The following is a 16,720-nucleotide window of genomic DNA, read 5'->3' as shown; positions in this document are numbered from 1 at the left end:
CCCTTCCCCCGTTCCCCGGGCTCCGCCCGGACCCCCCTGGGGCACCGCCCCAGACCCCGCGCCTCAAACGCCGGCGAGGCTGAAATGGCGCTCCGCGCCACCCAGCCCCCGCCGGCGAAAATCCAGCCCCGCCCGTGGCAGGGTCCGGGCGGAGCCCGGGGAACGGTGGAAGGGCGGGTCGGGGACCTTGCCCCGCAGGGCAGGCGTCAGGCGAGGGTGGCCAGCTCGGCGCGGGCCGCGGCCAGCGTTTCGGGCAGGGTGGAGTGGACCGTGAGGTCCGGGCGGGACAGGCCCAGCTGCGTGACGACGTCCGCGCGCCGCGGGTAGCCCGGGTCGGCGCCGACGACCAACCGCCGCCCCGGGGTCGCGGCGGCCGCGCCGAGTTCGTAGAGGGTGATCGGCTGGACCGTCAGCGACGCCTCGCACGCGGGGAACCAGAAGAGCGTCAGGTCCGCCCGCAGCAGGTGCGCGTACTCCCACGCGATCTGGACGTCCGTCTGTGAGGGGTCGGAGACGTCGAAGTCCGTCCGCCGAGGGTTGAGCACGACGAAGTCGGCCAGCTCCCGCGCCGCCTCCGGCTGCCAGTGCGGGCAGTGCGTGATCCCGCCCGCCAGGAAGACGGACGGCGGATCCCCGGGCGCGGGCCGGTGCACCGCCGGTGCTTCCACGTACTTCACTGGGACTGCGCCGCCGCGGCCGCCGTCTGCGCCGCCGCCTCCGCGGCCAGTTCCGCCGTGATGTCCGCCGGCCGCCGCCAGCCGCGCTCGCCGCGGGCCAGCAGCCAGGCCGTCGCCTCCTGCGGCGGCATCGCGGCGGCGACCAGCCAGCCCTGGACGGCATCGCAGCCCAGGTCCCGGAGCCGCTCCCACGTCTCGTCGTCCTCGACGCCCTCCGCGACGACCAGCAGGCCGAGGGAGTGGGCGAGGTCCACCGTGCAGCGGACGATCTCCGCGTCCTGGGCGTCGACCGCGAGCCGCGCCACGAACGACCGGTCGATCTTCAGTTCGCTGACCGGCAGCCGCCTCAGGTGGACGAGGGAGGAGTAGCCCGTGCCGAAGTCGTCCAGCGACATCTTCACGCCGTGGCCGGTCAGTCCGGCCATGGTGTCGGCGGCCCGCTGCGGGTCCTCCAGCAGGACGTGTTCCGTTATCTCCAGCTGGAGCCCGCTCGCCGGGACCCCGTGCCGGGCGAGGCGCGCGGCCACGGCGCCCGCGAAGCCGGGGGTGTGGACGTCGCGCGGCGACACGTTGACGGCGACCGGGACCTTGAGTCCCTGGGCCCGCCACCGGGCGACCTGCGCGAGCGCGGTCTCCAGTACGTACTCCGTCAGGTGCGGCATCAGCCCGGAGGTCTCCGCGATCGCGATGAACTCGTCCGGCGAGACCCGCCCGCGTTCCGGGTGCACCCAGCGCACCAGTGCTTCCAGCCCGGCCACCTTGCCGTCGAACCGGACCTTCGGCTGGTAGTGCAGTTCCACCTCGCCCGCGTCCAGCGCCCTGCGCAGGTCGCCCAGGAGGCCGAGCCGGTCGGGGGTGTTGCTGTCGCGCTTGGACTCGTAGACCTCGACTCCGGTCCGGTCCCGCTTCGCCTGGTACATGGCGACGTCGGCGCGGCGCAGCAGTCCCTCCGCGTCCAGCGCGTGGTCGGGGTAGACGGCGAGGCCGGCGCTGGCCTCCAGGACCAGGGTCAGACCGTCCAGGTCGAGGGGGGAGCTGAGTTCGGCGACCAGGTTGCGGGCGACCCGCTGGGCGCTGGTGGTCGAGTCGGTGAAGGGGAGGAGGACGGCGAACTCGTCGCCGCCGAGGCGGGCCGCCTCCGCGTCCTGGGGCAGGGCCTGGCGCAGCCGGTCCGCTATCTGCAGGAGCAGCCGGTCGCCGGCGAGGTGGCCGAGGGTGTCGTTGACCGCGCGGAAGCGGTCGAGGTCGATCAGTACCAGCGCGGCGCGGGTGCCCGACCGTTCGGCCTGGTCGAGCGCGCTCCAGGCGCGCTCCAGCAGCCACTGCCGGTTCGGCAGCCCGGTGAGCGGGTCCCGCAGCTGCTCCTCGGCGCGGGCCCGGGCGATCCACAGCGTGGAGTCCAGGGCGATCAGCGGTACGGCGAACAGCGGCAGCAGTACCGGCTGCGATTCGGCGACCGCGCAGATCAGCGGGGCGATGCCGAGGAGCGCGACGGCGACCAGGGCCTGGCGCAGCAGCGCGGTGCGGGCGACCGTGGGCAGTCCCCCGCCGCTCGGGGCGAGGGCGAGCCACAGCAGGACTCGGGTGACGAGCAGGTAGGCGAGGGCGACCAGGATGACCTCGGGGACCGCGTCGGCCTCCCAGCCGGTGGGCCGCCACGGGGCCTCGACGGAGGGCGACTCCCCGAACGCGGCGAGGACGAGGGCGCCCGCGCCGATGCCGAGGATGTCGGTGGCTCCGTGCAACAGGCCCTGGCGCCAGCGGTGCCTGCGGGCGGCGCCGACGAGGGAGACCACGGCGAGGGAGACCAGGCCGGCGGGGACCCATCCGTAGAGGATGAGGACGCCGAGGGTGAGGGCCGCGCCCGATCCGGTGCCGCCCCACCAGCGGTCGCGGCCGAGGGCGACGAGGTGGCCGACGATGATGCCGGTGAGCAGGGCGAGTGCCCAGCCGACCGGGCCGCCGGGGAACAGGGCGTGACGGCTGGTCAGTGCGGTGATGACGCCGACGCCGAGCAGGACGGCGGCGAGACCCACGATGGCGAAGGGCAGCGCGGCGTGCCGGCCCGCCCGGCCCGCGCCCACTCCGGTGCCGAGCCCTCGCGATTGCGGTGTCCTGGTGCCCAGGACACCGAGCCGGCCCGTCCGCAAGGACGGGAACTCCCCGCCGAAATCTGGTGACGGGTCGGCGCTTTCGGTGGGTTTCATGCCCGTCCCTCTCACAGCCGGCGATGCCGATGCCACGCGATGGCCCCGATGTCATGCCATCACGGCTGGAAGCGCGTCAAGCAGCCGTGCACGACAGGCGCACCCCTCAACAGTAGGACGCGGGAGGCGCCCAGGGGCAGCGGTCGGCGGCGGTTGCCCGAATACGACCCAGCCATCCTCATCAGTACGGTATCCGCCGAACGGGTGAGTTTGGACCAGGACTCCCCGGTCGCCCGTCCGATGATCCGACAGGCCGGGGGCCCGCCACCAGCCTTGTACCGGCCTCGCATGGGCCGGGTACCGGCCGTGCGGCGCCGGGTGCCACCGCCGGCCGCGCCCGGCGCGCGCCCGCTCGTACGGCCGCACGCCACGCATCCGTTCGCCTTCGCTACTCCGCTTCGGCGTTGCCGTCCACCGGGAGCGCGGCCTCGCGCGCAGCGTCGGGGCCTTCCTCGAGCAGGACGGCGAATCCGGCGTCGTCGAGGATGGAGAGCTTCAACTGCACTGCCTTGTCGTACTTCGAGCCGGGGTTGTCGCCGACCACGACGAAGGAGGTCTTCTTCGAGACGGACCCGGTCACCTTGGCGCCGCGGCTCTGCAGGGCCTCCTTCGCGCCGTCCCGCGTGTGGCTCTGCAAAGTTCCGGTGACGACGACGGTCAGCCCCTCCAGCGGGCGCGGCCCTTCGTCCTCGCCGGAACCTTCCTCTTCCATCCGGACTCCGGCCGCGCGCCACTTGCGCAGGATCTCCTGGTGCCAGTCGACGGCGAACCATTCCTTGAGGGAGGCCGCGATGATCGCGCCGACCCCGTCGGTGGCGGCCAGTTCCTCCTCCGTGGCCTGCTCGATCCGCTCGATGGAGCGGAACTCACGGGCCAGCGCCTCCGCGGCGACCGGTCCGACGTGTCGGATCGACAGGCCGTTGATGATGCGGGCCAGGGGGCGGTCCTTGGCGGCGGCGATGTTCTCCAGCATCGACAGGGCGTTCTTCTTCGGCTCGCCCTTCTGGTTCGCGAAGACCGTGACGATCTTCTCCTCACCCGTCTTCGGGTCCCGCTTGGGCAGCCCGCTGTCCGGGTCGAGCACGTACGCCTTGATGGGCAGGAGCTGCTCGATGGTGAGGTCGAAGAGGTCGCCCTCGTCCCGCAGCGGCGGCTCGGCCGGCTCCAGCGGGTGGGTGAGCGCGGCCGCGGCGACCGCGCCGAAGTTCTCGATGTCCAGGCTCTGGCGGCCGCCGAGGTAGAAGAGCCGCTCGCGCAACTGGGCAGGACACGTCTGCCCGTTGGGGCAGCGCAGGTCGATGTCGCCCTCCTTCATCGGCCGCAGCGCCGTCCCGCACTCGGGGCACTCGGCGGGCATGACGAACTCCCGCTCGCTGCCGTCCCGCAGGTCGACCACCGGTCCGAGGATCTCGGGGATGACGTCGCCGGCCTTGCGCAGCACGACGGTGTCCCCGATGAGCACGCCCTTGGCCTTGACGACCTCCTGGTTGTGCAGGGTCGCGAACTCGACCTCGGAGCCCGCCACCGTCACCGGCTCCACCTGGGCGTACGGGGTCACGCGTCCGGTGCGGCCCACGCCGACCTTGATGTCGATCAGCTTGGAGTTGACCTCCTCGGGCGCGTACTTCCAGGCGATGGCCCAGCGCGGGGCGCGCGCGGTGGACCCGAGGCGGCCCTGGAGGGCGATCTCGTCGAGCTTGACGACGACGCCGTCGATCTCGTGCTCCACCGAGTGGCGGTTCTCGCCGAAGTAGGCGATGAACTCCCGGACCTCGGCGAGCGTGGAGACGACCTTGTTGTGCTGGGCGGTGGGCAGACCCCACTCGTGCAGCAGCTCGTACGCCTGCGACTGGTTCTCGATCTCGAAGCCCTCACGGGCGCCGATGCCGTGCACGACCATGTGCAGCGGGCGGCTCGCGGTGACCTTCGGGTCCTTCTGGCGCAGCGAACCGGCCGCCGCGTTGCGCGGGTTGGCGAAGGGCTTGCCCTCGGCCTCGACGAGCCGGGCGTTGAGCTCCTCGAACTTCTCCATCGGGAAGTAGACCTCGCCGCGGATCTCGACCAGGGCGGGGATCCGCTCGCCCTTCAGCCGGTCGGGGATGTCGGCGATGGTGCGGACGTTGGGCGTGATGTCCTCGCCCGTGCGGCCGTCGCCGCGGGTGGCGGCGCGGGTCAGGCGGCCGTTCTCGTAGGTGAGGTTGACGGCGAGGCCGTCCACCTTCAGCTCGCACAGGTAGTGGTAGTCGGAGGTGTTGGCGTCCCGGGCCACGCGCTCGGCCCAGGCCGCCAGTTCCTCGTCGTCGAAGGCGTTGTCGAGGGAGAGCATGCGCTCGCGGTGCTCGACGGAGGCGAAGTCCGTCTCGTACGCCCCGGCCACCTTCTGGGTGGGCGAATCGGGCGTGCGCAGCTCCGGGTACTGCTCCTCCAGCGCTTCCAGCGAGCGCAGCAGCTTGTCGAACTCGGCGTCGCTGACGACCGGCTGGTCGTTCACGTAGTACCGGAAGCGGTGCTCCTCGACCTGCTCGGCGATCAGCGCGTGCTGCTCGCGCAGTTCCGCCGGTACGGTCGATTCGCTGCCCTGCTTCTGTTCGGCTGCCATGCCGTGTCCTCCCGTGACCCGTCTCGATCCATCACTCAGGGTTGTCGGCGAGCGACCTCGCCGCCCTGACGCAGTGCGCCTGAACCGCCCGTGCGTAAGCGGGCGAAGCACCCGCCAGGCCGCACGACGGGGTGACCACGACGGACTCCGCCAGAGTCCCCGGGGTCAGCCCCAGCCTGCGCCAGAGCTTCCTGACACCCATGACGCTACCGCCCGGGTCCGACAACGGGCCGTCGGTCCCGGGCACCACTCCGGCGAAGAGTTTCGTACCGGCTTCGACGGCTTCCCCGATGGCGTCATCCTCGCGCTCGGTGAGCAAGGAGAAATCGAACGACACGCCCGAGACCCCGGCGCGGCGCAGCAGTGCGAAGGGCACCTCGGGGGCGCAGGAGTGGACGATGACCTCGCCGTCGTGGACGGCGAACAGCTCGCGCAGGGTCCCTTCGACGACCTGCCGGTCGACGGCGCGGTAGGTGCGGTAGCCGCTGGCGGAGCGCACCCGGCCGAGCAGGACCGCGGTGAGCGAGGGCTCGTCGTACTGGAGGGTGATCCGAGCGCCCGGGATGCGCTTGCGCACGTCGGCCAGGTGCTCGCGCACGCCCTCGGCGAGGGAGCCGGCGAGGTCCCGGCAGGCGCCCGGGTCCTGGAGCATGGACTCGCCGCCGTGCATCTCCAGGGAGGCGGCCAGTGTCCACGGGCCGACGGCCTGGACCTTGAGCTTCCCCTCGTACCCCTGGGTGAACTCCTCCAGGGCGTCCAGGTCCTCGCCGAGCCAGGAACGGGCCCGCTTGCTGTCGCGGCCGGGGCGGTCGCTGATCCGCCAGCCGCTGGGCTCGACGTGCGCGTACATGTCCACGAGCAGCCCGAGGGAACGGCCGATCATGTCCGAGCCGGGGCCGCGGGCGGGCAGCTCGGCGAGGTACGGGAACTCCTCGAAGGAGCCGGTGACGGTCCTGGCGGCCTCGCGGGCGTCGCCGCCGGGGAGCGAGCCGACCCCGGTGGCCCCGCCGGTGGGGCTCGTGCTCATCGGCCGGGCCTGACGGTGAGGTCGCTGACCACGGCGTCGCGGGGCAGGTCGACGGCCATCACGATGGTGGTCGCGACGGACTCGGCGTCGATCCAGTCGGCGGCGTCGTAGGACTCGCCCTCCTGGGAGCGGACCTTCATCTGCATGGGGGTGGCGGTGCGGCCGGGGTAGACGGAGGTGACGCGGATGCCGTTCTCCTTCTCCTCCGCCCGGAGGGAGTCGGCGAGGGCCTTGAGCCCGTGCTTGGAGGCGGCGTACGCGCTCCAGTCGGCGTGGGCGGCGAGCCCGGCGCCGGAGTTCACGAAGACGATCGTGGCGTGGGAGGCGCGCAGGGTGGGCAGCAGGAGCCGGGTGACCTCGGCGGGGGCGATCAGGTTGACGTTGAGCTGCTGGTGCCAGGTCTTGGGGCGCAGCTCCCCCACCGGACCGAGGTCCACGATGCCGGCGATGTGCAGGAGCGAGTCGATCCGCTCCGGGATCGCCTGCTTGGAGAAGGCCCACGAGAGCCGGTCGGGGTCGGCGAGGTCCCCGACGAGCGCGCTGGATCCGGGGTACCGGTCGGTGAGCTGCCGGGCACGGGCGGCGTCGCGGGCAAGGAGGACGAGGTCGTCGCCGCGGGCGTGCAGGCGGTCCGCGACGGCTTTGCCGATGCCGGAGCCGGCGCCGGTGATCAGGTGAGTGGCCATGCCTCCCATGCTCGCAGGTGCCCCACCCTGCCCACGCCGCGCCCGCATCCGGCTCCGGCTCCGGCGACGCGGCCACGGACTCGGCCCCGCAGGCCGGCCGCCCACCCCGCCCGGGTCCGCGTCAGAGGCCGGCGGCCTCGCGGAGGGTTGCCGCCGTCTTCGAGGCGTCGTAGTCCGCGGGGACGCCGTCGACCAGGATGATGTCGCCCGCGATGTGATCCGCGCGGAGCGGGATCAGCGCCTGGTAGGCCTCCGACGCGTACCATCCCCGCGCGCGCTCGAGGTCGGGGAAGCCGATCAGGACGATCGTGCCGGGCCAGGTGCCCTCCATGACCTCCACCTGGCGGCCGTGGACGAGGAAGCGGCCCTCGAAGGGGTCCATGGTGGCCTGGATCTCCTCGATGTAGCGGAGGATGTCCTCGTTCATGGTCTCGGGGCGTATGTGGCCGATGGCGTAGGCGGTCATCTCGGGCCTCTTCTTCCGTGCGGGATCGGCTTGTTGGGACGATCCTGCCCGCCGGTGGCCCCGGAAGCGATTACCTCCGGGGTCATCGGCGTGCGGACGGACGGGCCGACGTCAGCCCGCGAGGTAGGCGCGCAGGACGGTCACCTCCGACTTGTTGCCCGCGCGGTCCGTGACGGTGCCGCGCAGGGAGACGGTGCCGCCCTTCGCGGGGGTGCGGACGTCGACCCTGCCGTGCCGGACGGGGAGCGGGTGCCAGGTGCGGCCCTCGTCGTAGGAGACCTCGGCCCGGAGGGAGGACCGGGCGGTGGCCGCCGGGCCCTGGACGGTGAGCGGGAAGTTCGCCGTGCGGCCCGCGGGCAGGGTGCCGTCCAGGGCCGGGCGGGCGTCGAAGCGGACCACCGAGACCGGGAGCGGGGTCGGTTCGGCCGTCTCCTTCGAGCGGAACCACCAGGTGGCCGTGGTCTCGGAGGAGGTGGCGGAGAGCCGCGGGCTCAGCCGGGTGGTCGTGGTGAGCTCGTAGGAGGCCTCGCCCGGTGGGACCGGGAAGGGGTTGCTCGCATCCAGCGGGGTGTCGCTGCGGCCCGCTTCGACGCCGTCGCGGCGCAGGACGGTGCTGCCGGTGGCGTCGGAGAACCCGCCCGCATGGTTCGCTCCGTCGGCCAGGAGGGGTACGGAGCCCCCGATCGAGCCGCCGTCGCGGAACACCCCGTGTTCGGCGTCGGTGCGGGGGGCGAACACCGCCGTGTTGAACCGCTCGCGGTAGGTGCGGCCGCCGGTGAAGGTGCGCCCGGGCTCCGCCTCGTAGGCCGCTTCCTCCCGCGGGAAGCCGTTGTCGTCGTGGCCGGAGCTCTGGCTGAAGAGGAGGTCCCAGGTCGCCCCGTCGAGGGTGGACACGTAGAGCGTGGCCGTGGTCGGCAGCGGCCTCGGCACGGACATCGAGCTCCCGGAGCGGCTGCCCGGGAGGGCGCCCATCGCGACGACCGCGCCCTCCTTGCCCGGGGCGGAGGCGCCCTGGTCGACCACGAGGGCCGCCAGGTCGCGGCGCTTCAGGTGGCGGGTGTAGCCGGTGGCGAAGCTCCGTACGGGGCCTCCCAGCACCGCGTGGTACTCCGCCGAGGCGCCGTCCTGCCAGTGCACGTCCCACTGCTGGGTGAGCGTTCCGGCCGCGGGCGGCGGGCCCAGCTGCCGGGTGCGGAACCCCGTGAGCGAGTCGAGCCAGAAGCCGAAGTCGTACGAGGCGCCGCCCTCGCTGAGCGTGTACGTGGGCATCACGAACTGGGCCTGCGCCGACGTCGAGGGGACCGTGATCTCCACGGGCCGGGTGGTGCGCGCGTCGAGGGTGACCGTGGTGTCGGCGGTGACGTCGAGCCGGGGCTGGACGATCCAGTCGGCGCCCCGGGTGAGGTCGAGCGGGTCGACGACGAGGGCGGCGTCGAGCAGGTAGCCGCCCTTGGGGACGCGCAGGGTGACGGTGCCGGAGGCGTCGTGGGCCTCGAAGCGGCGGGCCGCCGCGCCGCCCCGGACGCCCTGGACGGTGGTGGCGTAGTCCTTGGCCGGTTGCCCGTCGCGTCCGAGGTGGCGGAGCGTCAGGTCGTAGGACTCGGCCTCGCGTTCGGCGACGGCGGCCGTACGGACCCGCTGGCCGCCGCCCGCGGCGGTGGCGGTGGCGTACGCGCTGTACGTGCCGTCCGCCGTTCCGCCGAGGCGGGTGTCCACCGTCAGCGCGGTCTCTGCGGTGCCGCCCGCCGGGACGGTGAGCTGCCGGGCGGCGAGGGTGAAGAAGCCCTCGGGCGCGGGTGCGCCGCCGGGGCCGCTGCCGGTGACGGCGAGGTCGAGGGTGACGGGCGCGGTGCCGAGGTTGCGGTAGGTGATCGTGCGGGTCTGCGGGGTGTCGTCCGCGTGGGGCCAGCGCTGCGTGTCGAAGGTCAGCGCCGTCTCCCGGGCGACCACGCTCTGGCCCAGCGCGGCGTCGACGGCGATCCGGCCGGTGCCCTGCTGGTACGGGGTGTACGCGGCGCCCCGGGCAGAGGCGGTCAGTGCACCCTTGAGCTCGGCGCCCTTCCAGTCCGGATGCTGCTGCTTGAGCAGGGCGGCGGCCCCGGCGACGTGCGGGGTGGCCATGGAGGTGCCGGAGATGGTCAGGTAGCCGGCCGGGTCCTGGCCGGTCTCGCGGTCGATGACGCTGTCGGGGGCGGCGGCCGCGGTGATGTCGACGCCGGGCGCCGTGACGTCCGGCTTGACTCCGCCGTCGCCGAGGCGCGGGCCGGTGCTGGAGAAGGGGGCGAGGACCTCCGCGTCGTCGACGGCGCCGACGGTGAGCGCGGCGCTCGCGCTGCCCGGGGACTGGACGGTGCCGGGGCCGCGGCGGCCGCTGTTGCCGGCGGCGACGGCGAACAGCACGCCCTTCTCGGCGCTGAGCCGGTCCACGGCGGCTTCGACGGGGTCGAGCTGCGGCGTATCGGGTGCGCCGAGGCTCAGGTTGACGATGTCGGCGCCCTGGGCGACGGCCCATTCCATCCCGGCGAGGATTCCGGAGTCGCTGCCGGAGCCGCGGTCGTCCAGGACCTTGCCGTTGAGCAGTTTCGCGCCGGGCGCGACGCCCTTGAAGGCACCGGCCGAGCGGGCGCCCGTACCGGCGGCGATGGAGGCGACGTGCGTGCCGTGGCCGAAGCGGTCGACGGCGTCCTCGGAGCGGGAGAAGTTCTGTTCGGCGACGACCTGGCCCGCGAGGTCGGCGTGGGTGGCGTCGATGCCGGTGTCGAGCACGGCGATCTTGACGCCGGCGCCGTCGTACCCGGCGGCCCAGGCCCGGTCGGCGCCGATCTGGCGGGTGCTCTTGTCCAGGGTGGCGGTGCGTACGGCGTCGAGCCAGACCGTGGCGATGCCGGGGGCGGCGGTGCGGCCGCCGGCGTCCCGGCGGGGGTCGGTGAGCGCCTCCCAGAGGGCTGCGGCGTCCCCGGGGGCCGCGTTGACGGCCTCGGCGTCGAGGGTGGGGTAGGTCCGGGTGACCTCGAGTCCTCCGGTGGCCCGCAGGGCGGACCGGGCGGCGGGGGCGGGGCCCTCGTAGCCGACGATCAGCTGGAGCCGGGCGGAGGGCCGGGCCAGGTACTCGGGGCGGCTCAGTTCGGTGATGTCGAACAGCCGCGGGTCGAGCTTCCCGGCGCGGATCAGCGGCTGGGCGTCGTACGGCACGACGCTGGTGCGGCCGTTCTCGGTGCGCACCGAGAACGGGATGTGCGCGCGGCCCTCGGCGCGTTCGAGGGAGACGGGCCGGCCGTCGGCGGCGAGGACGACGTGATCGCCGGTGACGAGGGTGACGCGGGTGGTCGGGGCCGGTGGGGCGGCCGATTTCGCGCCGGTCGCGGTGCCTGACGAGCCGGTCGCGGGCGCTGCGGCGGCCGGGGTGGTCAGCCCCGCCGCGAGCGCGAGGGCGGCGGCGGCCGCGACCGAGGCCGCCGCCCCCGCCCTGGCGTGGTGGTTGCGCACGTGGTTCCCCCCGAGAAGAAGAGAGCAGGGCCACGCAGTATGCCGATGTCCTGACAGAGCATCAATGGTGCGCAAGAACAGGGGAGTTGGGCTGATAGGTGCGCCGGTAGGCGATCGGTGAGATGCCGAGTGCGGAACGCATGTGCTGGCGCAGCGAGTTCCCGGAGCCGAAGCCGGAGCGGTGGGCGACCAGGTCGACGGGGAGGTCGCTGGACTCCAGCAACTGGCGTGCCACTTCCAGGCGTTGGCTGGTGAGCCACTGCACCGGGGTCATGCCGACCTCGTCGCGGAAGCGGCGGGTGAAGGTGCGCAGGCTCATCCGGGCGTGGGCGGCCAGCTCCGCCAGGGCGATCGGCTCGGTGAGGCGTTCCAGGGCCCAGGCCCGGGTGGCGGTGGTGGTGGCGACGGTGGGTTCGGGGACGGGCCGGACGATGTACTGGGCCTGTCCGCCGTCGCGCCACGGCGGGACCACGCACAGCCGCGCGGCGAGGTTGGCGACGGCGCTGCCGTGGTCGGCGCGGACGAGGTAGAGCAGCAGGTCGATGCCGGCGGCGACCCCGGCCGAGGTGAGGATGTCGCCGTCGTCCACGAAGAGGACGTCCTCGTCGAGCGCGACCCGCGGGAAGGCGCGCCGGAACTCGGGCGCGTGGATCCAGTGGGTGGTCGCGGGCCTCCCGTCGAGCAGCCCGGCGGCGGCGAGGACCTCGGAACCGGTGCAGATCGACACGATGCGCGTGCCCGGACGGATCCGGGCGAGGGCGTCGGCGAGGGCCTGCGGCAGCGGCTCGCCGCGCACGAGCCCGGGCATGGAGTGGGTGGGCGGGATGATCACGGTGTCGGCCGCCGCGAGGGCCTCGGGCCCGGCGCTGACGCCGATGGTGAATCCCGCGTCGGTCGCCACGGGCAGGCCGTCCGGGGTGCAGACGGTGACCTCGTACAGGAAGCTCCCGCCCTCGCCGCGGGCGTTCCCGAAGACCCGCGAGGGCATGCCGAGCTCGAACGGGGCGACGCCTTCGAGGGCGAGTACGGCTACACGGTGCATGGCCAGATTCTGTCACATGGTGGCCATTCGGCCACCACCACGCGGGTCGGCTCGGGGCCAAGCTGGTGCCATCGGCCGGGGAAACCGGCAGGTGACAGCAGAACGAGACAGCAATCCGAGCACGATCAGGGAGACATTCATGCGCGCCATCGTCGTCAGCCAGTGGGGCGGACCCGAAGTTCTGACCGAGACCGAGGTGGACCGCCCGGAGCCGGGCCTGGGCGAGATCCTGGTACGGGTCCACGCGGCCGGGGTGAACCCGGTGGACTGGAAGACCCGGGCCGGCGGCGCCCTCATCCACTGGGGCCCGCTCGCGGCCGTCGGCTGGGACGTCTCCGGCACCGTCGAGGCGGTCGGCCACGGCGTGACGATGTTCCGGCCGGGCGACGAGGTCTTCGGCATGCCGCGCTTCCCGCACCAGGCGACTGCCTACGCCGAGTACGTCACGGCCCCGGCCCGGCACTTCGCCCGCAAGCCCGCCGCGATCGACCACGTCCAGGCGGGCGCGCTCCCGCTGGCCTCGCTGACCGCCTGGCAGGCGCTGACCGACACGGCCGGCCTCGAGGCCGGGCAGCGGGTCCTGGTGCACGCGGCGGCCGGCGGCGTCGGGCACTTCGCCGTCCAGATCGCCAAGGCGCTCGGCGCGTACGTGATCGGCACCGCGAGCGCCGCCAAGCACGACCTCGTACGGTCCCTGGGGGCCGACGAGATGATCGACTACCGGACCACCGCCTTCGAGGACGTGGTCTCGGACGTCGACGTGGTGATCGACGGCATCGGCGGCGACTACGGGACGCGCTCCTTGAAGGTGCTGCGCCCCGGCGGGCACCTGATCACCCTGACCGGCCCCGACCAGGTCCCGGCGGAGGCGGAAGGTTTCCACACCGGCTGGACCCTGGTCGAGCCGGACTACGCGGGGCTCAGGGCCGTCGCGGCCCTGGTGGAGGAGGGGAAGCTGCGGCCGGTCGTCGACACGGTGCTCCCCCTGGCCGAGGCCGCGAAGGCCCACGAGATCGGCGAGCAGGGCCGGACCACCGGCAAGATCGTCCTGACGGTGGTCTGACCGGCAGACCGAGGGACCGAGGGACCGGCACACCGGCGGACCGACTGACCGACCGGGGCCGCCGCCGGAGCGGCCCCGACGGGGTCCTAGACGCCCGCGGTCGCCCGGGTCGTCGCCGAGATCGTGGCGGAGCCGACCACGCGGGTGCCGTCGTAGAGGACGATCGCCTGGCCGGGGGCCACGCCGCGGACCGGCTCGCTGAAGCGGACGCGCAGTTCGCCCTCCACCAGCTCCGCGAAGACCTCGGTCTCGCCGCCGTGGGCGCGCAGCTGCGCGGTGTACGTACCCGGGGCGGCGGCGGTGGAGCCGCACCAGCGGGGGCGGATCGCGGTGAGGGCGGTGACGTCCAGGGCCTCGACGGGGCCGACGGTGACGGTGTTGTTCACCGGGGAGATATCGAGGACGTAGCGCGGCTTGCCGTCGGGGGCCGGGTGGCCGATCCGCAGGCCCTTGCGCTGGCCGATGGTGAACCCGAAGGCGCCCTCGTGGGTGCCGACCTTCTCGCCGGTGGCCTCGTCGACGATGTCGCCCTCGGCCTTGCCGAGGCGGTTCGCCAGGAAGCCCTGGGTGTCGCCGTCGGCGATGAAGCAGATGTCGTGGCTGTCGGGCTTCTTCGCGACGGCCAGGCCGCGCTCCTCGGCCTCGGCGCGGATCTCTTCCTTGGTGGTGAGGGTGTCGCCGAGCGGGAACAGCGCGTGGGCGAGCTGCTTCTCGTCGAGGACGCCGAGGACGTACGACTGGTCCTTGGCCATGTCGGAGGCGCGGTGCAGCTCGCGCGTGCCGTCCTCGTTCAGGACGACGGTGGCGTAGTGGCCGGTGCAGACGGCGTCGAAGCCGAGGGCCAGGGCCTTGTCGAGCAGCGCGGCGAACTTGATCTTCTCGTTGCACCGCAGGCAGGGGTTCGGGGTGCGCCCGGCCTCGTACTCGGCGATGAAGTCCTCTACGACGTCCTCGCGGAAGCGTTCGGCGAGGTCCCAGACGTAGAACGGGATGCCGATGACGTCGGCGGCGCGGCGGGCGTCGCGGGAGTCCTCGATCGTGCAGCAGCCGCGGGCGCCGGTCCGGAAGGACTGCGGGTTCGCGGAGAGGGCGAGGTGGACACCGGTCACGTCGTGCCCGGCTTCGACCGCGCGGGCGGCGGCGACGGCGGAGTCCACACCGCCGGACATGGCGGCCAGGACGCGGAGGGGGCGGGGGACGCTCGGCAGGTTCTCAGTCATAGCACCGTCCAGGGTACGGGGGAACCGAGCGGGGTCACAGCGCGTTCTCGGTGGCAGGGGGTGGATCACCATGGGAAGCAAGAGCAACAAGGGCGGTACGGGGGCCGGGGCGGGCGCGGGAGCCAAGGCGGGCGCGGGGGGCAAGCGGCGCGGGCGGACCCGCAGGGCGGTGCTGTTCGGCGGGCTCGGGGTGGTGGCGGCCGCGGCGGTCGCCGGGCGCGATGAGCTCGGGCGGGCCTGGTGGCTGGTGCCGGGGGTGTCCAAGCCGAGGAAGGACGGCGAGCTGGACCACGCGGGGGCCTCCTGGACGGCGGCCTCTCCGGCGAACTGGCGGCTGGCGGACCGGCCCGCCGACTACCGGGTGGACCGGATCGTGGTCCATGTCACCCAGGGCGGCTTCAAGTCCTCGGTGGACGCCTTCAAGAATCCGTTCCACCGGGCGTCGGCGCACTACATAGTCGGCCAGGACGGCCACATCGAGCAGATGGTGCGCGAACTCGACGTCGCCTTCCACTCGGGCAACCGCTCGATGAACGAGCGCAGCATCGGCATCGAGCACGTCGGCTTCGTGGACCGGCCGCAGGACTTCACGGACGCGATGTACGGGGCTTCGGCGCGGCTCGCCGCGGACGTCTGCAGGCGGTACGGGATCCCCGCCGACCGCAAGCACTTCCTCGGCCACTCCGAGGTGCCCGGAGCCGACCACACGGACCCGGGCCGCCACTGGGACTGGGACCGCTACCTCCGCATGGTCAACGAGGCCGGCGCCGCGGGCGCCAAGACGGTCTAGGCCTAGCTCAGTCCCGCGGTGCGCGCGCGGGCCACGGCCGGGCCGATGGCGGCGGCGACCGCGTCCACGTCGGCCTGCGTGGAGGTGTGGCCGAGGGAGAAGCGCAGGGTCCCCCGGGCCAGGCGCGGGTCGGTGCCGGTGGCCAGCAGCACGTGGCTGGGCTGCGCCACGCCGGCCGTGCAGGCGGAGCCGGTGGAGCACTCGATGCCCTGGGCGTCGAGCAGGAGCAGCAGGGAGTCCCCCTCGCAGCCGGGGAAGCTGAAGTGGGCGTTGGCGGGGAGCCGGCCGTCCGGGTCGCCGCCCAGGACCGCGTCGGGGACCTCGCGGAGCACGGCGGCGACGAGCCGGTCGCGCAGGGCGCCGATCTCGGTGGCGAACCGTTCGCGCCGCTCGGCGGCGAGTACGGCGGCCACCGCGAAGGCGGCGATCGCCGGGACGTCGAGGGTGCCGGAGCGGACGTGCCGCTCCTGGCCTCCGCCGTGCAGGACGGGTACGGGGCTCTGGTCGCGGCCGAGCAGCAGCGCGCCGATCCCGTACGGTCCGCCGACCTTGTGGCCGCTCACGGTCATGGCGGCGAGGCCGCTGTCGCCGAAGCGGACGTCGAGTTGCCCGAAGGCCTGGACGGCGTCGGAGTGCAGCGGGATGCCGGACTCGCGCGCGACGGCGGCCAGTTCGGCGACCGGCATGACGGTGCCGATCTCGTTGTTGGCCCACATGACGGTGGCCAGCGCGATGTCCTCGGGGTTGCGCTCGATCGCCTCGCGGAAGGTTTCGGGGTGCACGCGCCCGTAGCGGTCCACTGGCAGGTACTCGACCTGCGCGTCTTCGTGTTCGGCGAGCCAGTGCACGGCGTCGAGGACGGCGTGGTGCTCCACGGGGCTGGCGAGGACGCGGGTCCGGGCGGGATCGGCGTCGCGGCGGGCCCAGTAGAGCCCCTTGACGGCGAGGTTGTCGGCCTCCGTGCCGCCGGCGGTGAAGACCACCTCGCTCGGACGGGCCCCGAGCGCGTCGGCGAGGGCCTCGCGGGCCTCCTCGACGGTGCGGCGGGCGCGGCGGCCGGCGGCGTGCAGGGAGGACGCGTTGCCCGTGACGCCGAACTGCGCGGTCATCGCCGCAGCGGCCTCCGGCAGCATCGGGGTGGTGGCGGCGTGGTCGAGGTAGGCCATGATCCCCCGATTCTACGAGTCCCCCACACCCCCGGTTCCCCGCCGGGGCCTTACGGCCCACTGACGGAGCCCTCGGCCGCGCGGCGGCACGCCGTTCGGGTCGGCCCCGGCCCGCTTGGCCCGCACCGGGCGCCCGGTGTGAGGCGGGGCCCGGCCCGGCCCGCCGGGCATCGGGGGCGCAGTACGCGGGGCCCCACCCGTCGATGTGGCGCTGCGCAGGCGGAGTCCCCTACCCGCCCTTCCACCGTTCCCAGGGCTGCGCCCTGACCCGCCGGTCCCGGGCTGCGCCCG

General features: G+C 73.7%; 12 protein-coding genes. 2 read left to right on the top strand and 10 right to left on the bottom strand.

The window, feature by feature from the left end; translation table 11 throughout:
* Positions 1-206: 206 nt before the first annotated feature.
* From ACFVX6_RS38355 to ACFVX6_RS38320, 8 genes are all read right to left on the bottom strand, one after another.
* Complete coding sequence (locus ACFVX6_RS38355) at positions 207-668, bottom strand: nucleoside 2-deoxyribosyltransferase domain-containing protein (RefSeq protein ID WP_389699220.1); 462 nt, start codon at positions 666-668, stop codon at positions 207-209.
* Positions 669-673: 5 nt separating this feature from the next.
* On the bottom strand, positions 674-2,884 hold the full coding sequence (locus ACFVX6_RS38350) for a putative bifunctional diguanylate cyclase/phosphodiesterase (RefSeq protein ID WP_389699219.1): 2,211 nt from the start codon (positions 2,882-2,884) through the stop codon (positions 674-676).
* A 388-nt stretch (positions 2,885-3,272) separates the two neighbouring features.
* Entirely contained in the window at positions 3,273-5,483 is a 2,211-nt protein-coding gene (gene ligA, locus ACFVX6_RS38345) for an NAD-dependent DNA ligase LigA (protein WP_389699218.1), read from the bottom strand.
* A 31-nt stretch (positions 5,484-5,514) separates the two neighbouring features.
* Positions 5,515-6,510 (bottom strand): methionine synthase, encoded by a 996-nt coding sequence (locus tag ACFVX6_RS38340; protein ID WP_389699217.1) that lies wholly within the window; start codon positions 6,508-6,510, stop codon positions 5,515-5,517.
* Positions 6,507-7,196, bottom strand: a complete 690-nt coding sequence (locus ACFVX6_RS38335) for an SDR family oxidoreductase (RefSeq protein ID WP_389699216.1) — start codon at positions 7,194-7,196, stop codon at positions 6,507-6,509. Before ACFVX6_RS38335 ends, ACFVX6_RS38340 begins: the two co-directional genes overlap by 4 nt.
* Before the next feature lie 121 nt (positions 7,197-7,317).
* Positions 7,318-7,662: a DUF1330 domain-containing protein gene (locus tag ACFVX6_RS38330; RefSeq protein WP_389699215.1), complete on the bottom strand. Its 345-nt coding sequence runs from the start codon at positions 7,660-7,662 to the stop codon at positions 7,318-7,320.
* 111 nt (positions 7,663-7,773) lie between these two features.
* On the bottom strand, positions 7,774-11,148 hold the full coding sequence (locus tag ACFVX6_RS38325) for a S8 family serine peptidase (protein WP_389699214.1): 3,375 nt from the start codon (positions 11,146-11,148) through the stop codon (positions 7,774-7,776).
* A gap of 61 nt (positions 11,149-11,209) precedes the next feature.
* Positions 11,210-12,190: a GlxA family transcriptional regulator gene (locus ACFVX6_RS38320; RefSeq protein WP_389699213.1), complete on the bottom strand. Its 981-nt coding sequence runs from the start codon at positions 12,188-12,190 to the stop codon at positions 11,210-11,212.
* Between the two features lie 139 nt (positions 12,191-12,329).
* On the opposite strand from ACFVX6_RS38320, the gene ACFVX6_RS38315 reads away from it, so the two are divergent.
* Entirely contained in the window at positions 12,330-13,253 is a 924-nt protein-coding gene (locus tag ACFVX6_RS38315; RefSeq protein WP_389699212.1) for an NADP-dependent oxidoreductase, read from the top strand.
* Between the two features lie 86 nt (positions 13,254-13,339).
* Here ACFVX6_RS38315 and mnmA read toward each other — a convergent pair whose 3' ends face one another.
* Positions 13,340-14,473, bottom strand: coding sequence for a tRNA 2-thiouridine(34) synthase MnmA (mnmA, locus tag ACFVX6_RS38310; RefSeq protein ID WP_389699211.1), 1,134 nt, complete (start codon positions 14,471-14,473; stop codon positions 13,340-13,342).
* A 70-nt stretch (positions 14,474-14,543) separates the two neighbouring features.
* On the opposite strand from mnmA, the gene ACFVX6_RS38305 reads away from it, so the two are divergent.
* Positions 14,544-15,263: an N-acetylmuramoyl-L-alanine amidase gene (locus ACFVX6_RS38305; RefSeq protein ID WP_389699210.1), complete on the top strand. Its 720-nt coding sequence runs from the start codon at positions 14,544-14,546 to the stop codon at positions 15,261-15,263.
* A gap of 2 nt (positions 15,264-15,265) precedes the next feature.
* Here the strand turns inward: ACFVX6_RS38305 and ACFVX6_RS38300 are convergent, their stop codons facing one another.
* Positions 15,266-16,429 (bottom strand): cysteine desulfurase family protein, encoded by a 1,164-nt coding sequence (locus ACFVX6_RS38300; protein WP_389699209.1) that lies wholly within the window; start codon positions 16,427-16,429, stop codon positions 15,266-15,268.
* Positions 16,430-16,720: the final 291 nt, after the last annotated feature.

The organism is Streptomyces sp. NPDC058289 (genome assembly GCF_042880975.1).
GTDB lineage: Bacteria > Actinomycetota > Actinomycetes > Streptomycetales > Streptomycetaceae > Streptomyces > Streptomyces stoeckheimensis.
This window is presented reverse-complemented; position numbering and strand designations above follow the sequence as displayed.

What these genes read in the sequence shown, in the direction of transcription:
- ACFVX6_RS38350 (WP_389699219.1), bottom strand. Translation starts at nt 2,884, where the DNA reads ATGAAACCCACCGAAAGCGCCGACCCGTCACCAGATTTCGGCGGGGAG.
- ligA (WP_389699218.1), bottom strand. Translation starts at nt 5,483, where the DNA reads ATGGCAGCCGAACAGAAGCAGGGCAGCGAATCGACCGTACCGGCGGAA.
- ACFVX6_RS38340 (WP_389699217.1), bottom strand. Translation starts at nt 6,510, where the DNA reads ATGAGCACGAGCCCCACCGGCGGGGCCACCGGGGTCGGCTCGCTCCCC.
- ACFVX6_RS38335 (WP_389699216.1), bottom strand. Translation starts at nt 7,196, where the DNA reads ATGGCCACTCACCTGATCACCGGCGCCGGCTCCGGCATCGGCAAAGCC.
- ACFVX6_RS38330 (WP_389699215.1), bottom strand. Translation starts at nt 7,662, where the DNA reads ATGACCGCCTACGCCATCGGCCACATACGCCCCGAGACCATGAACGAG.
- ACFVX6_RS38320 (WP_389699213.1), bottom strand. Translation starts at nt 12,190, where the DNA reads ATGCACCGTGTAGCCGTACTCGCCCTCGAAGGCGTCGCCCCGTTCGAG.
- ACFVX6_RS38315 (WP_389699212.1), top strand. Translation starts at nt 12,330, where the DNA reads ATGCGCGCCATCGTCGTCAGCCAGTGGGGCGGACCCGAAGTTCTGACC.
- mnmA (WP_389699211.1), bottom strand. Translation starts at nt 14,473, where the DNA reads ATGACTGAGAACCTGCCGAGCGTCCCCCGCCCCCTCCGCGTCCTGGCC.
- ACFVX6_RS38305 (WP_389699210.1), top strand. Translation starts at nt 14,544, where the DNA reads ATGGGAAGCAAGAGCAACAAGGGCGGTACGGGGGCCGGGGCGGGCGCG.
- ACFVX6_RS38300 (WP_389699209.1), bottom strand. Translation starts at nt 16,429, where the DNA reads ATGGCCTACCTCGACCACGCCGCCACCACCCCGATGCTGCCGGAGGCC.